Annotated in this window: 18 protein-coding genes and 1 other annotated feature; of the genes, 11 read left to right on the top strand and 7 right to left on the bottom strand. The window is 54.7% G+C overall.

Going from position 1 to position 15,924, the window contains the following annotated elements:
• Position 1: 1 nt before the first annotated feature.
• The gene (locus A4E19_11715; protein OQW38069.1) at positions 2–1,075 is read right to left on the bottom strand and encodes a quinolinate synthase; all 1,074 of its coding nucleotides are present in this window, start codon (positions 1,073–1,075) and stop codon (positions 2–4) included.
• A gap of 193 nt (positions 1,076–1,268) precedes the next feature.
• Positions 1,269–1,371, top strand: a binding site (TPP riboswitch).
• A gap of 169 nt (positions 1,372–1,540) precedes the next feature.
• On the opposite strand from A4E19_11715, the gene A4E19_11720 reads away from it, so the two are divergent.
• From A4E19_11720 to A4E19_11765, 10 genes are all read left to right on the top strand, one after another.
• Entirely contained in the window at positions 1,541–3,400 is a 1,860-nt protein-coding gene (locus tag A4E19_11720; protein ID OQW38070.1) for a phosphomethylpyrimidine synthase ThiC, read from the top strand.
• 9 nt (positions 3,401–3,409) lie between these two features.
• A complete protein-coding gene (locus tag A4E19_11725) occupies positions 3,410–4,210 on the top strand; it encodes a ribose 1,5-bisphosphate isomerase (protein OQW38047.1) in 801 nt (266 codons plus the stop codon).
• 143 nt (positions 4,211–4,353) lie between these two features.
• The gene (locus A4E19_11730; GenBank protein ID OQW38071.1) at positions 4,354–4,776 is read left to right on the top strand and encodes a hypothetical protein; all 423 of its coding nucleotides are present in this window, start codon (positions 4,354–4,356) and stop codon (positions 4,774–4,776) included.
• A gap of 90 nt (positions 4,777–4,866) precedes the next feature.
• Positions 4,867–5,292 (top strand): histidine kinase, encoded by a 426-nt coding sequence (locus tag A4E19_11735; GenBank protein OQW38048.1) that lies wholly within the window; start codon positions 4,867–4,869, stop codon positions 5,290–5,292.
• 18 nt (positions 5,293–5,310) lie between these two features.
• Positions 5,311–6,423 carry a glycine cleavage system protein T gene (locus A4E19_11740; GenBank protein ID OQW38049.1) on the top strand — a complete coding sequence of 371 codons (1,113 nt, stop codon included), beginning with the start codon at positions 5,311–5,313 and terminating at the stop codon, positions 6,421–6,423.
• Positions 6,423–6,842, top strand: a complete 420-nt coding sequence (locus tag A4E19_11745) for a globin (protein OQW38050.1) — start codon at positions 6,423–6,425, stop codon at positions 6,840–6,842. Before A4E19_11740 ends, A4E19_11745 begins: the two co-directional genes overlap by 1 nt.
• A gap of 890 nt (positions 6,843–7,732) precedes the next feature.
• On the top strand, positions 7,733–7,954 hold the full coding sequence (locus A4E19_11750; GenBank protein ID OQW38051.1) for a hypothetical protein: 222 nt from the start codon (positions 7,733–7,735) through the stop codon (positions 7,952–7,954).
• A 5-nt stretch (positions 7,955–7,959) separates the two neighbouring features.
• Complete coding sequence (locus tag A4E19_11755; protein OQW38052.1) at positions 7,960–8,511, top strand: hypothetical protein; 552 nt, start codon at positions 7,960–7,962, stop codon at positions 8,509–8,511.
• Between the two features lie 47 nt (positions 8,512–8,558).
• Entirely contained in the window at positions 8,559–9,626 is a 1,068-nt protein-coding gene (locus A4E19_11760) for a hypothetical protein (protein OQW38053.1), read from the top strand.
• 245 nt (positions 9,627–9,871) lie between these two features.
• Entirely contained in the window at positions 9,872–10,297 is a 426-nt protein-coding gene (locus tag A4E19_11765; protein OQW38054.1) for a hypothetical protein, read from the top strand.
• A gap of 54 nt (positions 10,298–10,351) precedes the next feature.
• Here A4E19_11765 and A4E19_11770 read toward each other — a convergent pair whose 3' ends face one another.
• Complete coding sequence (locus A4E19_11770; GenBank protein OQW38055.1) at positions 10,352–10,834, bottom strand: hypothetical protein; 483 nt, start codon at positions 10,832–10,834, stop codon at positions 10,352–10,354.
• A gap of 105 nt (positions 10,835–10,939) precedes the next feature.
• A complete protein-coding gene (locus tag A4E19_11775; GenBank protein ID OQW38056.1) occupies positions 10,940–12,409 on the bottom strand; it encodes a hypothetical protein in 1,470 nt (489 codons plus the stop codon).
• A 111-nt stretch (positions 12,410–12,520) separates the two neighbouring features.
• Between A4E19_11775 and A4E19_11780 the strand changes: the two genes are divergently transcribed.
• Positions 12,521–12,757 (top strand): hypothetical protein, encoded by a 237-nt coding sequence (locus A4E19_11780; GenBank protein ID OQW38057.1) that lies wholly within the window; start codon positions 12,521–12,523, stop codon positions 12,755–12,757.
• Positions 12,758–12,787: 30 nt separating this feature from the next.
• Here the strand turns inward: A4E19_11780 and A4E19_11785 are convergent, their stop codons facing one another.
• From A4E19_11785 to A4E19_11800, 4 genes are all read right to left on the bottom strand, one after another.
• Positions 12,788–13,195, bottom strand: coding sequence for an acetyltransferase (locus tag A4E19_11785; protein OQW38058.1), 408 nt, complete (start codon positions 13,193–13,195; stop codon positions 12,788–12,790).
• A gap of 351 nt (positions 13,196–13,546) precedes the next feature.
• A complete protein-coding gene (locus A4E19_11790) occupies positions 13,547–13,867 on the bottom strand; it encodes a hypothetical protein (protein ID OQW38059.1) in 321 nt (106 codons plus the stop codon).
• Between the two features lie 254 nt (positions 13,868–14,121).
• Complete coding sequence (locus A4E19_11795) at positions 14,122–14,514, bottom strand: DUF4440 domain-containing protein (protein ID OQW38060.1); 393 nt, start codon at positions 14,512–14,514, stop codon at positions 14,122–14,124.
• A gap of 401 nt (positions 14,515–14,915) precedes the next feature.
• Positions 14,916–15,257, bottom strand: coding sequence for a hypothetical protein (locus A4E19_11800; GenBank protein OQW38061.1), 342 nt, complete (start codon positions 15,255–15,257; stop codon positions 14,916–14,918).
• Positions 15,258–15,924: the final 667 nt, after the last annotated feature.

Raw genomic sequence — 15,924 nt, forward strand, 5'->3', positions numbered from 1 at the left:
CTTAACTGATGGCCATCATGCGGTCGAGCGCGACTTTTGCCCAATGTTTGTCGTCGTCCGGCACCACAATACGATTGACGACATGGCCATCGGCCAGATTCTCCATGGCCCAACAGAGATGGGCCGCATCGATTCGAAACATGGTGGCACACTGACAGACCGTAGAGGATAGGAAGAATACTTTCTTATCGGTAAGTTCATGTTTCAATCGATTGACGAGATTCAACTCCGTCCCGACCGCCCACACGGTACCGGCCGGCGCGGCAGTCACCGTTCGAATAATGAATTCGGTCGATCCGATGAGATCCGCCTTATTCACCACATCCTCATGGCATTCGGGATGGACGATGACCTTGCCGTCCGGGTACTGTTTGCGGAAGTGGTCCACATGGACGGCTTGAAACATTTGATGAACGCTGCAATGACCTTTCCATAAGATGAGTTTGGCTCGTGTGATGGCGTCCCTGGTATTTCCGCCGTTGGGTTGATAGGGGTCCCACACGATCATCTGCTCGCGGGGAATTCCCATCTTGTTCGCCGTATTACGCCCCAAATGTTCATCGGGGAAAAAGAGGATCTTTTCTCGCCTGGCCCAGCACCATTCAATGACGGCTTTGGCATTGGAGGATGTGCAGGTGATCCCTCCATGCTCACCACAAAATGCCTTGAGCACCGCCGCCGAATTCACATAGACCGCCGGCATCACCGTCTCTTCCACCGGAACCACACGCCCCAACGCTTCCCAACATTGGTCGACCTGTTCGATAGCCGCCATATCTGCCATCGAGCAGCCCGCAGCCATATCGGGCAAAATCACCGTTTGCCGAGAGCGACTGAGGATATCGGCCGTCTCGGCCATAAAGTGGACGCCGCAAAAGACGATGTAGGGCCGTTCGGACCGTTCGGCGGCCAGTTTGGCCAGCAAAAGCGAATCGCCACGGAAATCGGCGTGTTGGATCACCTCATCCCGTTGGTAGTTATGACCGAGGATCATGACGCGCTCGCCAAGCACTTGCTTGGCCGCAACCGTCCGTCGGTAGAGTTCCTCCGCAGACAGCGTCTGATACTCGGTGATTGGCTTTGGTAATGTCGCAACGGCCGCCACAGCTGCCTCCAATTTTGAGAAAAATCATTGTACGATACCCCCCCCCGCACATTCAATGAATGCTCTGCGAGGAAAAGTCCTAGTTACCCCGTCCCAAAGGATAGTGGACAGTATGGGTCCATTAGCCGGTTGACTTCGCGCGTTCCGAGTAATACGATCGCTACGCTAGAGCTAGGGGAGCCCTGAGGCTGAGAGTCCGAATGATCGGACGACCCTCACAACCTGACCTGGGTAATACCAGCGTAGGGAAGCCGGACCAGAGCGGACTCAGTGAGGATTCAGCCGCGTTCCCGGCTCAGGGGAAAGCGGCTTTTTTATTACCAGATTGCCGCGTCGACATGCGCAGTTTGCTTGTCCGCAAACTCCGACACACTATGAAAGGATCTCTTTATGAGCATCCAAGCCAATACGAACGGATCCGCTAACGGGAATGGGATTCCAACTTCTCCATTGACCACCACGCCCCTTCCGGCATCGCGCAAAGTGTACATAGAGGGTGCGCAGCCCGGTATCCGTGTTCCAATGCGGGAAATCAGTCTGACCCAGACCAAAGGCGCGAATGGGACGAAATCAGACAATGCTCCCGTCGTGATCTATGATACCTCGGGTCCTTACACCGATCCCGCCGTCATGATCGACGTTCGGAAGGGACTTCACCCGTTACGCCGCCCCTGGGTACTCAGCCGCCAAGACGTGGAAGAACTTTCGGAGGTGAGCTCGATCTACGGACGCATGCGGGCGGCTGATGCGAAGTTGGCCGAACTTCGGTTTCAGCACATCCGCCGACCCTTGCGAGCCAAACCTGGACGAAACGTGACCCAGCTGCACTATGCACGAAAAGGCATCGTCACGCCGGAGATGGAATTTATCGCCATCCGTGAGAACCAAGCGCACTACGCAACATCCGCGTCTGCATCCCACAATGGTCACGGCGGTGGCGTGAAGCAGCATCCCGGCTTTGCCTGGGGTGCAAATATTCCTCGCGTGATCACCCCGGAGTTCGTGCGCGATGAGGTCGCCCGTGGCCGGGCGATCATCCCATCGAACATCAATCATCCGGAAAGCGAGCCGATGATCATCGGGCGGAACTTCCTCGTGAAGATCAACTCCAACATCGGCAATTCCGCAGTCGCTTCCTCGATCGAAGAGGAAGTCGAGAAAATGATCTGGTCAACCCGCTGGGGAGCCGATACCGTGATGGACTTGTCGACCGGCAAGAATATTCACGAGACACGCGAATGGATCATTCGTAACTCACCGGTGCCGATCGGAACGGTCCCGATCTACCAAGCACTCGAAAAAGTGAACGGCAAGGCAGAGGACCTGACATGGGAAATTTTCCGCGATACGCTGATCGAACAGGCGGAACAGGGCGTCGATTACTTTACGATTCACGCCGGCGTGCGCCTGGCCTATGTGCCGATGACCGCGAAGCGCATGACCGGCATTGTGTCGCGCGGCGGATCGATCCACGCGAAATGGTGCCTGGCCCACCATCAGGAAAACTTCGCCTATACTCACTTTGAAGAGATCTGCGAAATCATGAAGGCCTACGATGTCGCCTTCAGTCTCGGTGACGGACTTCGACCGGGATCGATCGCGGATGCGAACGACGAAGCGCAGTTTGCCGAACTCGAGACCTTGGGCGAGCTGACCAAGATTGCTTGGCATCATGATGTGCAGGTGATGATCGAAGGACCGGGCCATGTGCCCATGCACATGATTCAGGCGAACATGGAAAAACAACTCGAATCCTGTCATGAGGCTCCTTTTTACACCTTAGGTCCCTTGACGACCGACATTGCCCCCGGCTACGACCACATTACCTCGGGGATCGGCGCCGCCATGATCGGTTGGTACGGCTGCGCCATGCTCTGCTATGTCACTCCCAAGGAACATTTAGGGTTGCCGACCCGGGAGGACGTCAAGACGGGTGTCATCACCTATAAAATTGCCGCGCATGCAGCGGACCTGGCCAAAGGCCATCCCGGCGCCCAGGCGCGGGATAATGCCCTATCAAAGGCGCGATTCGAGTTTCGCTGGGAAGACCAATTCAATCTGTCGCTCGACCCGGAAACGGCACGCCAGTTCCATGACGAAACGCTTCCGGACAATGCAGCCAAGGTTTCGCATTTCTGCTCGATGTGCGGTCCTCACTTCTGCTCCATGAAAATCACGCAAGATGTTCGAGACTACGCCGCCCAGTTGCAGATCGATGAACAGCAGGCGATTCAAATCGGCATGCAAGAGAAGGCCGAAGAATTTAAGAAAACCGGTTCCGAGATTTACCGGTAGGAGTGTCTTATGGCCAAACCACGACCAGCCCCGTTACGTGAACGAGATATCACCCGGCAGATTGCCCGGGAATACTATAAAGAGTTTGATCAACTGATCGAAAGCGACGTCATTATCGTCGGCGCGGGACCATCGGGCCTTATTTGTGCCCATGACCTGGCGGCAACGGGATTTCGCACCGTCCTCATCGAGCAAAGTTTGGCCCTGGGAGGAGGTTTCTGGTCCGGCGGGTATCTCATGAATAAGGCCACCATCTGCGAACCGGCAAATGAAATCCTCGAAGAGATCGGGGTGCCTTGCAAAAAGATCAATGAGTGCGAGGGGATGTATATGGTCGATCCGCCGCACGCCACAGGAGCCTTGATCGCCGCCGCATACACAGCGGGCGCCAAGATCATGAACCTCACACGCGTGGTGGATTTGATCCTACGCCAGGAGGGCCTATTGGAGGGAGTCGTCGTCAACAGCACCACCGCCGAGATGGCGGGGCATGACATCATCCACGTCGATCCCATCGCTCTTGAGAGCAAGATCGTCGTGGATGCCACCGGCCACGATGCGGTGCTGGTCGAGCTCCTTCACAAGCGGAATCTGTATAATAAGGTACCGGGAAACGGCGCCATGTGGGTCGCACGATCCGAAGAAGAAGTCATGGACCGCACCGGAGAGGTGTATCCCAATTGCTTCGTCATCGGATTGGCCGTCGCCGCCGTGTATGGCACGCCACGAATGGGGCCTGCCTTCGGCTCGATGCTGCTGTCCGGTCGGTACGGAGCAGAGTTAATTAAGAAAAAGCTGAAAAGCGAATAGCCTTCAGCCGTCGGCTCCGGACCGGAGCCGACGGCTCACAGCCACTCCTTATGGATGTTCAAGACTTCTTACTGCAAGGCGAAGGGCGCGAGGAAGACAAGCGTCAGGCGTGGGATCTCTTTCAGCAGGCCTATGAGCAACAGATGAAGCGTGAACTGGAAGAGGCCGTCAACCTGTACAAGAAATCGCTGGCCACCCATCCCACGGCTGAGGCCCACACGTTCTTGGGGTGGACCTATAGCTGGATGGGACGGATTGACGAGGCGATTGAGGAATGCCACAAGGCCATCGCGCAGGACCCGGACTTCGGCAACCCCTACAACGATATCGGCGCTTATCTGATCGAGAAGGGTGAATTTGACGAGGCCATTCCCTGGTTTCAGAAGGCGATACAGGCAAAGCGATACGAAAGTCCGGCCTATCCGCACCTCAATCTTGGCCGTGTATATGAACGCAAAGGAAATTGGACGGAAGCTATCGATTCGTATAAGAAAGCGCTCACCCTGGACCCGAACTACACGCTGGCGAGGAAGGCGCTCGGACGACTGGTCAGCTCCTTAAATTGAAATATTCTATTTGATCAATCTTGTCTCTCACGTCAGTTTAGCAGTCGGTCTTACGGACGGTTCTATGGAATCCAAAGTCGAGGCGCACACATGAACACAACGGGGCACCAGACGGACACGACAGACCGACCGGACAAGAAAGCGATTCTGGTCGCCATCACCGATCTGTTCTTCTACACCAAAGTGCGAGACGCGTTACGACAACCGGAATACCAGCTTGAAAAAGCACGTACGCAACAGGACATTGTCGACAAGGCCTTGTCGGCGAACCCGGGCGCGATCATCTTCAATATGAACGACCTGACCCTCGACGCTTTTCAGGCGCTGGAAAAGCTGCACGCCGACCCGCGGCTGAAAAGCATTCCGACGCTGGCTTTCGCCAATCATGAAGAAGTCGAGACCTGGAATCGTGCCAAAGCGCTCGGCGTGACGAAGATCGTTTCCCGCAATGAATTTTCGGCTCGCACGAAGGAGCTGGTGGAAGAGGTCATCAACAACCATGTCATCAAGTCATAAGACATTTTTACACGGAATATGAAACAGTCTCGCCTTCATCAGCAACATGCCCAACTCGGAGCGACGTTTCAGGATATCACGGGCTGGGAAATGCCGGCTCATTATGGCGATGTCGTGGCCGAACATCGCGCGGTCCGCCAGGCAGTGGGGATCGCCGACCTCTCCCATCGCGGCAAGCTCAGGGTCACGGGCGAAGATCGTGTGAAGTGGCTGCAAAGCGTCATCAGCAACGATATCCTTCCTCTCCAACCGGGGCACGGCCGCTATTCCAGCTTGTTAACCCACAAAGGCAAGATGCTCACGTACTTCCGCCTGTACATACAGACTGAAGCGGTCACGCTGGAAGACGTGGGCGAGATCGGGGAAATCACGTTCCAAGCCCTACGCAAATTCCTGCTCTACGGGACCAAAGCCAAGATGGAGAACTGTGCCGAGAGCTGGGGGCTGCTGTTGATCAGCGGACCAAAGGCCACCCATGTGGTGCAATCCGCGTTCGGCGTGGAGGTTACGGACTTGAAGCCGGTCGATTTTGTCACGGCGCAGATCGGCGGCCATCATGCCCTGGTGTTATGCACCGAAGAAACGGGAGAGATCGACATCGAGGTGCTGCTTCCTGCGGATAGTCTCTTGACCGCATGGACCAGTGCCATGCAGGCCGGTGCGAAGTTCGGCATCAAAGCCATCGGCACCCACGCGCGGGAAGCCTTGCGCATCGAAGCCGGCATCCCGAAGGCCGGGCCGGATTTGAACGAAGAGATTGTGCCGCCCGAAGCGAATCTTGAAGGCAAGGCCTTCAGCCTGAGCAAAGGGTGTTATCCGGGGCAAGAAGTCGTGGCACGCATGGATACCTACGGCAATGTACGCCGCAAGTTGGTCGGGCTGGTCTTGAAAGATTCCGTTGTTCCACCGCATGGAGCCAAACTGTATAGCGGCGACCGTGAAGTGGGCTGGATCAGCAGTGCCGTCCGTTCGCCGCAGCTGAATCAGGTGATCGCGCTCGGGTTTCCACTTAGGGATTTTAGTAAGCCAGACACTGCTCTCTCAATCGAAATCGGCGGCCGGCGACACGAGGCCACGGTCCACACCCTACCCTTCCATACGAAGCAGCATCAACTTACCCAAAGCGACTGATGTCCACGCACGAACAACAAGACAGCGTCAGTGTGACCCCTTATGAGGCGGCCGGCGGGATCGAAGGCATCACCAAGTTGGTCGATGAATTTTACGTCAACATGGATACGTTGCAGGAAGCGAAGATCATTCGAAACATGCACCCCCCTGATCTCACCGATGCACGTAAGAAATTGACGTACTTCCTCTGTGGTTGGCTCGGCGGCCCGAGGCTGTTTCAACAGCACTATGGGCCGATCAGCATTCCCGGCGCGCATAAACGGTTCCCTATTGGCTACGAAGAACGCGATGCCTGGCTCTTATGCATGCAGCGAGCCCTTGCCGTCCAGCCGTACAGTGCCGAATTGAAGGACTATCTCTTGGCTGCGCTCAGTATTCCAGCCGAACGAGTCCGGCAAGTGAATGCCGGAGAAATTTAGGCCTCTGCCCTTCCCTTAGCCGCCTGCACAAACTGATCGATTCCCTTCACTCACGCACATTAGGATACAGTCCTGCATCCTTCTGAATACAGGACTACAAACTTCATGAGATCTACTGCACCACCATTGTCCTACAAATCAACCGAATACTGGCTCCGATCCCCCATCGTTCACGTGGCATTCTCTTTGCTCTAACCAGTGCTCAAGGCGATATCAGAATTGGCAAGTGGCGTAAGGTCTAGCGATTGGCTCAGACCCGTCTTCAGGAAGCATCGGGATGACACGACCTACTAGAGAGGAATAGGCGGAAGCGACACTGGACGGTAAAGTGAGTCAAGAGTAGTGAAGGACGAAATGGCTTTCCTCTTCAACAATTCCAATGATCACCCACTTCAGGCGGAACCGATCTCAATCGGATGCGAAGCCTGGATCGACGTGAACCGGTTTTGTGCCGCTGAAAAGTCCGGAACCATCAGAGCCTCTGGAGACCACTCTCATTCGGCGACCTCTCAGAGTACGCTCACAAGGTCGCTATCAGGTCTCCAGAGGAAGTTTCGGAAGAGTTTAGGCGAAGACGTAGGCTAGCCGCGACCGCCACTCCCTCTCTGTTTACCTCGCCTTCGCTCAGAATCTGCGCTGACGAAGCACAAGCGGCATCATTCACATAATCCGAAACGAAACTATCCTAGCCCACACATTCCATGGTAACCGTTTGCATCACTGATGCGCCGTCCGTTCGTTTTACTCCATCATGCGACCATAGCGGCAACTTGCACGCTCCTCATCGGTTGTGCGGCAACTAGGATCGGCACAATTCAGTTTCAACTTGAACCGAACCGCTGGTTTCCTGGAAACTGCCAGGCACATAGAGAGGACTTTCTCCCATCACAATGAGCAGCACCATCGAACACGACTACGCGCCGGTCTGCGATCTGTATGAACGGCACCTTGGGCCGGCCTTGTTTGAGCGCTATGCCATCGATCTTGCCCGGCGCGTGGCCAGGGAATGCACGGAAGGCACCGTTCTTGAGATGGCCTGCGGAACTGGCATCGTCACTCGACGGCAACCGATATCAATCCCGGCATGCTCGACTATGCGCAAAAGAGACTGAAAGATATGGAGGGAATACGCTGGCAACAGGCAGACATCGTGGACCTGCCATTTCCCCATGCCTCGTTCAATGCCACAGTATGTCAGTTTGGGCTCATGTTCGTGCCGAATAAAGACCGCGCGTTTCGCGAAATGCGCCGAGTCCTGGTCAATGATGGCCTGCTCGCGTTCAACGTATGGGATCGTATGGAGCGCAATCCCTACGGCGTCATCGTGCACGAGACCGTTTCAAAATTCTTCCCGGACAATCCACCGCAGTTTTTCAAAGCGCCCTATAGCTTTGCCGATGTTGATGTCTTACAAAGTTTGCTGATTGCAAACGGATTTGACCAGGTGGAGATTCAGACCGTCCCACTGGAGTGTTATAGTACATCTGTGAGGTCACTGGCGATCGGGTTGATTGAAGGCGCGCTAATTCTCGCCGAGATTCAAGAGCGCGGCGCGTCGCCTAGTCCCATCATCGATGCGGTGACGGCAGCGTTGGTCAAAATCGGTCGAGACAGTCCGTTCCGGTCTGTCATGCAGGCGATTGTAGTGACCGCACGGGCGAAGGAATAGCAGGAGCTCTCCACCCTCGGAGGCCTGGATCGAAATACGGAGGTTCTATGAAAACGCACACGTTGCGTGCTCATCACTGTGTGGCAACCCTCACACTTTTTCTTATTCCCACCATAACGTGTGCGATGTCCGGCATGGACATGCCACACGGCGAACAGGCACATATGAGCTCCTCCCTCTCGAAAAATATGGGTAAGCCGATCAACTCATCGGAGTCGGAGATCGAGATGACCTACAGTGCCGATGGAAAGTCGGCCATCTTCGTCTCAGGGCGCAAAGGAAGTATTCCCTCACCAGGCGTATCTTACAACTTCGACATCTGGATGTCTCACAAGGTGAGCGGCGCGTGGCAAGAGCCGATTCATTTGGGACCAGACATTGATCCGACCGTGGGGCCGAACATTGATACATCTGCCTGGGAATTGGAACCGAGTTTCTCGGATGACGGCAATGTTATCTATTTCACACGATACGAGCCCGGCAATCTCTCCACCGGCGACCTCTATGTGACGCAGAAAATCAATGGCGTTTGGCAACCGGCCAGAAATTGGAACGATGTCCCGGAGCTCCCCCACATCAATACGCCGACGGGCGAGGAGCACTGTCCGATCATTGCTTCCGACAACCTCATCTACTTCAACTATCAGCAGCCGGGCGTGACCCAGGACAGCGATATCTGGAAGGTCGAGAAGAAAGACGGCGTCTGGCAGAAACCGGAGAGCCTAGGGCCTCGCATTAATTCGCCCTACCGTGATCATATGCACTGGACCGGCCTGTCGAAGGACGGGAAAAGTCTCATTGTCACCAGTACCCGTCCGGACATGGGCTCGAGGGGCGGACATGATATGTGGATCTCCCACCAAAACCCGAAAGGCGAATGGCAAGAGCCGCTAAACTTGGGCGATACCATCAATACTGCCGGTGAAGATATGTGTTGGACCTTTATGCCGGACGGCAAAACATTCACGGGCGGTTCTGGCCCTCGCGATTCGTACAATCACGATATTCTGTGGGTCCGCAAAGACGATGTCCCGTTGCTGAAGAATTTTGAACCGATTGGGCCGCCACCTAATTTGCTCTCCAATGGTCAGGCGAAACCGAGCGCCACAGAGTGATTGCACTGTTGTTCTCTGAAGGACGTTTTCTCACTCAGAGGCACCTATCTATCAAATGAATGACCAGCCTTCTTAAGCCAGAGTCCGGCACCGGCCACAAAGAGGCACCCTTCGAGCCATCAAGCTCGGAGGGTGTCCTGAAAAGACACAGATACCTTCTAATCGGTATAGTTGCAGGCCTGGTCATAGTTTCCGGCACGGTGTCGATACAAAACAAGAGGCCTCAGTCCGCTGACGGACCAAAAGTGGTGGTTGAGGAAGCCACGATCGTCGGTCCTCTCGTCCAACACAATGTCCCAACCGCGACGGTCCTTCTCAAGAATACCGGGCACTCTCCTGCTCGAACGACCAGAACCCGTCTCGTGATGACCGTCTGGACTTCGAACAGCTTTCCGGATTGGAAGATGCCACTGCAACTCGCGCCCGATGCTCAAAACGTTGGCGAGATCGATCCAGGATCTGTTGCACCCCAGACCGTTTCCTTGATCACTCCGCTCACCGACGTGCAAGGCATGCACTTGGAGCGCCAAGACTGGTTCATCGTGATCCTCGGCGTCGTGTCCTATACAGATGCGGTCGGCAATCCGCACGAGACGAAACTCTGCCTCATCTGGCGAGAGACTTCCAAAGAAACTCTCGACCCCTGCGAGAAATGGAATGAGGTGGATTAGCGAGGGCCGTGGCTCAGGCATGACAACATATTCATGCCTGACGCTTCGCGAAAATCAGCGTTCCGGATTGCGTGCCGCCGTGACTGCCCTGGCGAATCTCAAAAGACTGGCCCGTTCTTCGTCGTCCAACGCCAACAGCAAATGAGCTTCCTCCCCGTGCATCAAACGCAGGCTCAAGAACGGCTCTTCCCGACGCTTTTCGCGGTTGTCCCACATCGCGTCGATCACCTGCACCTTATCCAATTGACCGACCGACACAACGTCGTAACGGAAATAGGAATCGCCGATGACGATGTCGAATACGACATTCCCCGCCGTCAGCAGCGCGAGATTGAATCGACCTTGATCTTCGTATCCTTCCGGCAAGAATCTATTGATATGACAGAGAACGATCTTGCGATCACCCAACGCGCTCCGGAACTTTTTTTTGAGCGCCTCATAATCGATCTGCAGAGCCTTTTCATCCGGTCCGGTGGAGGCTACAGCCGCCGCTTCAGCCTTCGAGAAAACATCATCGGCGGACATTAATTCAGACATGACTTATGCTTCCTTTCTCTCGTTGGAGACACTCAGTGAACTCGGGAGCCGTACGGTACCCGGCCATCTGCGGCAATTGCAAGAGGCTGGCGTGATAAGATGGCATTACTGCCCAGCCGGCACACGATGAGAAAATCGCCGATTTCCGGCCTCGTCCACCACCGTCACTTCAAACACGTCCTTCGTGACACGGACCAGGCCAAAGTTCTGATACCCCGACTCATTCACCAATCGCATGGGATGCAGTTCATCGCTGGCGGCGGTAAGCCTTCCCGGCCTGGCCGAGAGAGGACCTACCATATACTCATGAAAATCGATGATCCCGTCTTGATTAGGATCATAGGCATTGGCCTGGACCCAATGCACATCCCCGGCGAGAAACACGACGTTCTTGACCGTATGTCCGAGGATGGCATCGACAATCAGCTGCCGTTCTCTTCCAAAGCCGGTTCCGGTCGGCTCATTTCCCCACCCATCGTTGCCCAAACCGACTTTCTCGATCGACAGTGGAACGGAAGTGGCAATGACTTTCCATGTTGCCGTAGAGGTGCGTAGCCCATCAAGCAACCATTTCAATTGGTCATTCCCCAGCATCGTTTTGAATGGCCCGTCTCTATCCTCGTTCCGGCTGCGATATTGCCTGGTATCCAGTATAAAAAGTTCGAGATCGGCCCCGCATCGAATGCTCCGATACATGCGATGGGGATCCTGCTCAGGGGACGCGATCGGCCAGTATTCGCGGAACGCCTGACGTCCTGCCGGCATCTGATCGTCATACGGACCGGCAAAATCGTTCCTTACTTCATGATCGTCCCAGATCACATAAACCGGCACCGTTCTCAAAAATCGACGAAGCGCCTCGGCGCCGCGCTGATAACGGTGCCGCGCTCGATAGGTCTGCAAGGTGGTCGCTTTGAAATCAGCACCTGGCTCGTTCGGTGGCGAGGGACAAGGATTGTCGCTATAGATCGTATCCCCAAGAAATAGGAAGAAGTCGGGACTGTGCCGATGGATCATATCAAAGATGGGATAGCCGCTCGCGCCCTGGCGGCAGCGTCCTTGACCGCCGAGATCCCCGCTCCACGCGAACGTCACCACGGCGGAAGTCGTTTCGTCGGGCAACGTCGTAAATTCGCCCTTGGCGGCGAGGCTCGCCGAGCGCTGCCTGGTGTTCTGGTCGGCAGAATCGATCAGGACATGGTAGCGGTAACGTGTCGCGGGACTCAGCCCCTCCAGTGGGATAGTGAGAGTGTAATCCGTCTCAGCAGTCGTCAAGATGGAAGCCGTTCTCGGCACCGGCGTCACGACGGTCGCCTGCTTCAATGCCAGGTCCCATCGTGAAACGGTAGCCCACTCGATCTGAACCGAAGCCGGTCCGTCGGTACGCAGCCAGAGCAACGCGCGTTGTGAACTCACGTCGCCGACCGCGACACCCTGAGGTAAGAGATTCGATCCAACCGCGGTCGTTTCCGTCGATGAACCGTCGGAACGAATACTTTCACGCGGAAAGGCCGAGCAGCCGATGAATAAGGCGAGAAGGATCAGAATACCGGCCTGTTGAAGGAACGCACGCATCGGGCACTCCTACCCTATGCAATGATGAAGGGTCAAGCAGCAGAGCGAACCGCGGACTTGAAAACCGGTACAACCGACCGGCATACTAAGCTGGTTCACAGGAGATCCGCGATGTTGGATACCCACTGTTGCGTACCCAACTGTCTGGAGAACCCCTATGCTCCGGCCGGTACACATTCCATCTGCAAAGACCATTTCCTCAGCTTTCTCACCTGGCGCCGTCGCCGCGGTACTCAGATGTTTCATGCCTATGCCGGCATGACGATGGAGGAACGCGATACCATCGCCGCCGAATGGATGAAAACGCTCCGTACGGACGACGTGCCTGCTGTCGCACCGAAGCTGTAATTACCCTTATTCTGCTACAGCGACAAGCCATCATCCCAAGGCTTCATAGAGTCGTTGGGCGGGAGCGTTTGTAATCGCGGTTGCTAATTCGACACGAACCGCGCCGTTGGCACGAGCCGTTTCGGCAGCCGACTTGAGCAATTGAGTCCCTACATCTCGCCGCCTGGCGTCAGGTATGACGAACAAGTCGCTGAGCACATACATCGGCGCGACAAGGATGGATGAAAAGGTTGGGTACAGCTGCGCAAAACCAACCGCCCTCCCAGCGCCGTCTTCAGCTATGAGGACCACCGACTCATTCCGAACAAAACGATCGCTCAAGAATTGCCTGGCAATAATCAGATCAGAAGGTTGTCCATAGAATTGGCGGTAAGCATCAAAGAGGGGAACGAGTCGATTGAGATCATGAAGCGTTGCTCGCCGGATTGAATGGGACATGCCTATTGAAGATAAGGTATCACATCATTGCGCCGACTATCTCGCCACTCGAAACTATTTGGCTAGGCGTGTTTGCTCAGGACTCCCTCTTTATGCAATCGGCGAAGAAGATCGCTCACGAGAATCTTTAGTTCCTCATGACGGTTTCTTCAGTCCTGCAGCGTATTTTATTAAGACTTGAAGGTGTCCACTTGCCATTATCTGATGAGTGGGATTCTGTGACTCCTGAAAAAGCAGGCTGGCATATTCATACTTATGGACAAGATCATTGTTCATACGAAAAGAGTCAATTAGCCCTCTAGCCCTTGCATATGTCAACACAATCGCCTTGCGAAGATCATTATCTTTGATTCATCCAACAAAAAATGTGTTTGTATTGTAGATCGTAAAGTAGTCCTGCGTGATGGGCCAATACATGAGCATAGGCTGTCCATCCCCTAATGCCTCTATCTGAGCTCCCGCGCTACGAACATAACCGTCCCATAAAGACTCGACTTCGTCATGAATCGCTTGCAGCAGACCCTTCAACTGATCAGCATCATTTTGCTTCTGTGTTGCCATTTGAAGTCGATGGGCAACATACGTAGCCAGTAGAGTTAGGGCACTCCCAATAAGAGCGCCTACCGCAGAAGAGATTAGCGTCCCCCAATCCCAGTAGTTATGTGATGCCATCAGCTCTCTACCAACCTATTGAAATGAAGTTCTAATTCTTACGCTCTTTTCTCTTTAACGCATTCAGCCAGGACCTTCCGAGGTCGCGCGTTGGCCAACACCTTAACCCTCTTTTTCTTATAAGCGGGACGCTGTGTGGTTTTCTCCTGCGCGCATTGAGCGAGCACCGCCCACTGCCCCGATCAACACTTGCCCTGCCGCCTCACCATCTCGGCGGCGTGAACAAACGTGAGGCTCGTTATTCCTCGCCTCGTTCACCCCATCACCGGCGACCCGTGGTGATGGATCATCAACCATTCATCGCCGATGAGTTCGAATAGGTTCGTCGCGAGGACCTTGGCTTGTTGCGGTTCGTCGGATTGTTGGGTGGTGAGATTCTCGACGCAGATGACCCATGCCATATCGCCCGCCACCTGGACCATCACATCGGTGAGCTCGAACTTCATCGAAAAGGTGTTGTTGAAGATCAACACCCAGGAATCACGGACGGCGGGCCATCCGGAACGGATGGTCCAACCCGGATGAATACAGGTGACATATTCTTGATGGGCCCAGATCGCGTCCATTTTCGCAATGTCGAGACTCTCAAAAGCATCGTAGAATATCTGGTTGGTTTTCGTGACGGCTTCGATACGCTGTTTTAGCACGCAGCATCTCCCGGTCGGCGGAGCCGTATCATACTGCAAGCGAGCGTGGCACTGCGAGGACATTTCTCACAAGCAACGGGGACTTTCAACCGCGAATTCAGGAAGAGCCTTCCTATCTGAACCATCGCAACCATGAAGCTTTCGGCGTATCACCTGGCCAAGGTGAGAGTATAGGTAGGCTGGAGAGCACGTTACCGACGCTAACTTGTTTGCAGGAAAGAACTGAATAGGTTCGCGACTACCAAACACCGTTTTATGTACAGATAAGAGGTCGGAGGAACAACGCGTTCATTACCGTAATGGCAAGTTCTCTATCAAGAATCACAAGAGCTTCTCTTTACGCAACAGACAAAATGCGAACGAAGCAGTTCAACTGCTGCCGTCATGTTGGTCACAGAATATTAGGATTTCCCTCCTTTCACCGCCTCCTCTTCCAATCTGGCGACTTTCCTCAACATCAATGTCTTCCTCCGTAGCGGTGTGGCAAAGTTGGCGCCATCAGAAGGCATGCCGTCGATATGCTCATGCAGTCTCGGCAGACTTCGAAACAAGTCATCCAGGGCATCCAGCACTCCGCCGACGATTTTTCGAAGCTCCCGCTCCGTATAGTGAAGTGGAACCAGGCGCCGCCGTTGCCATCCTCGGAGCGCGAAGGTCTTTTCGAACCGCATATGAGACCGCTCGCACACCAACACAAATTCCCTTCCTCGGCCGTCTTCAAGTATCACCCCTTTCAAATTCATGCCGCTTCACCTCCCCCCTCCTTTCTCAGCAAGCCCCATCCGGCCCATCCTGCTCACTCACACTGTGTTTTCATTCCGTCATTTCCGTGTATCACGACGGGTCATGCAACATCGGCGACTTTCGTAACCCCGTTTCCTCGACACGGCGACTCATGCGCCGCTCCGGCATCAACAGTCACTTACATTGCTCACAGTGAATGAACGCTTTTCCCATTGCTGCAGTATATTGGAGGAAATGGCATGGACCCATCGGGAAAATCCTGAAAAGAGAGGCAGACATCACTGATGAAACGCCAGGAATTAACCAAAGGTCGATGGATATAGGCCAAGGCCCTGGGAATGACTGTTTCCAAAACCCTGTCCGCTTCGTTCGGGAGGGTGCAAGGTCCCCAGAAAGGCGTGGGGACCCCGCGGTAAAAGTGGAAGTGGGCAAATCCCTCTTCGATGCCGGCACGGGCATGTGCCGATTGCCGTTACCTGTTTTTCTTTAAGAACTTCCTCCCATTCTCTCGTCTTAGAACCTCACAAAAGAACCAATCACCCTTGCAGTCGATCCACCATTCTGAGAGGGCTAACTGGAGACAGTCCCGTGCGAACTAGTATTGCAGCTGCAACGCGACGTGGAACGAATCGACCTTGTTGCCGACAGCGCCCGGGCCAAAGTTGT

This window comes from Nitrospira sp. SG-bin1 (assembly GCA_002083365.1).
In the GTDB taxonomy this organism is placed as follows: Bacteria; Nitrospirota; Nitrospiria; order Nitrospirales; family Nitrospiraceae; genus Nitrospira_D.

Coding starts and splice junctions, on each gene's coding strand:
- A4E19_11725 (OQW38047.1), top strand. CDS start 3,410: ATGGCCAAACCACGACCAGCCCCGTTACGTGAACGAGATATCACCCGG.
- A4E19_11730 (OQW38071.1), top strand. CDS start 4,354: ATGAAGCGTGAACTGGAAGAGGCCGTCAACCTGTACAAGAAATCGCTG.
- A4E19_11735 (OQW38048.1), top strand. CDS start 4,867: ATGAACACAACGGGGCACCAGACGGACACGACAGACCGACCGGACAAG.
- A4E19_11740 (OQW38049.1), top strand. CDS start 5,311: ATGAAACAGTCTCGCCTTCATCAGCAACATGCCCAACTCGGAGCGACG.
- A4E19_11745 (OQW38050.1), top strand. CDS start 6,423: ATGTCCACGCACGAACAACAAGACAGCGTCAGTGTGACCCCTTATGAG.
- A4E19_11750 (OQW38051.1), top strand. CDS start 7,733: ATGAGCAGCACCATCGAACACGACTACGCGCCGGTCTGCGATCTGTAT.
- A4E19_11755 (OQW38052.1), top strand. CDS start 7,960: ATGGAGGGAATACGCTGGCAACAGGCAGACATCGTGGACCTGCCATTT.
- A4E19_11760 (OQW38053.1), top strand. CDS start 8,559: ATGAAAACGCACACGTTGCGTGCTCATCACTGTGTGGCAACCCTCACA.
- A4E19_11770 (OQW38055.1), bottom strand. CDS start 10,834: ATGTCTGAATTAATGTCCGCCGATGATGTTTTCTCGAAGGCTGAAGCG.
- A4E19_11775 (OQW38056.1), bottom strand. CDS start 12,409: ATGCGTGCGTTCCTTCAACAGGCCGGTATTCTGATCCTTCTCGCCTTA.
- A4E19_11780 (OQW38057.1), top strand. CDS start 12,521: ATGTTGGATACCCACTGTTGCGTACCCAACTGTCTGGAGAACCCCTAT.
- A4E19_11785 (OQW38058.1), bottom strand. CDS start 13,195: ATGTCCCATTCAATCCGGCGAGCAACGCTTCATGATCTCAATCGACTC.
- A4E19_11790 (OQW38059.1), bottom strand. CDS start 13,867: ATGGCATCACATAACTACTGGGATTGGGGGACGCTAATCTCTTCTGCG.
- A4E19_11800 (OQW38061.1), bottom strand. CDS start 15,257: ATGAATTTGAAAGGGGTGATACTTGAAGACGGCCGAGGAAGGGAATTT.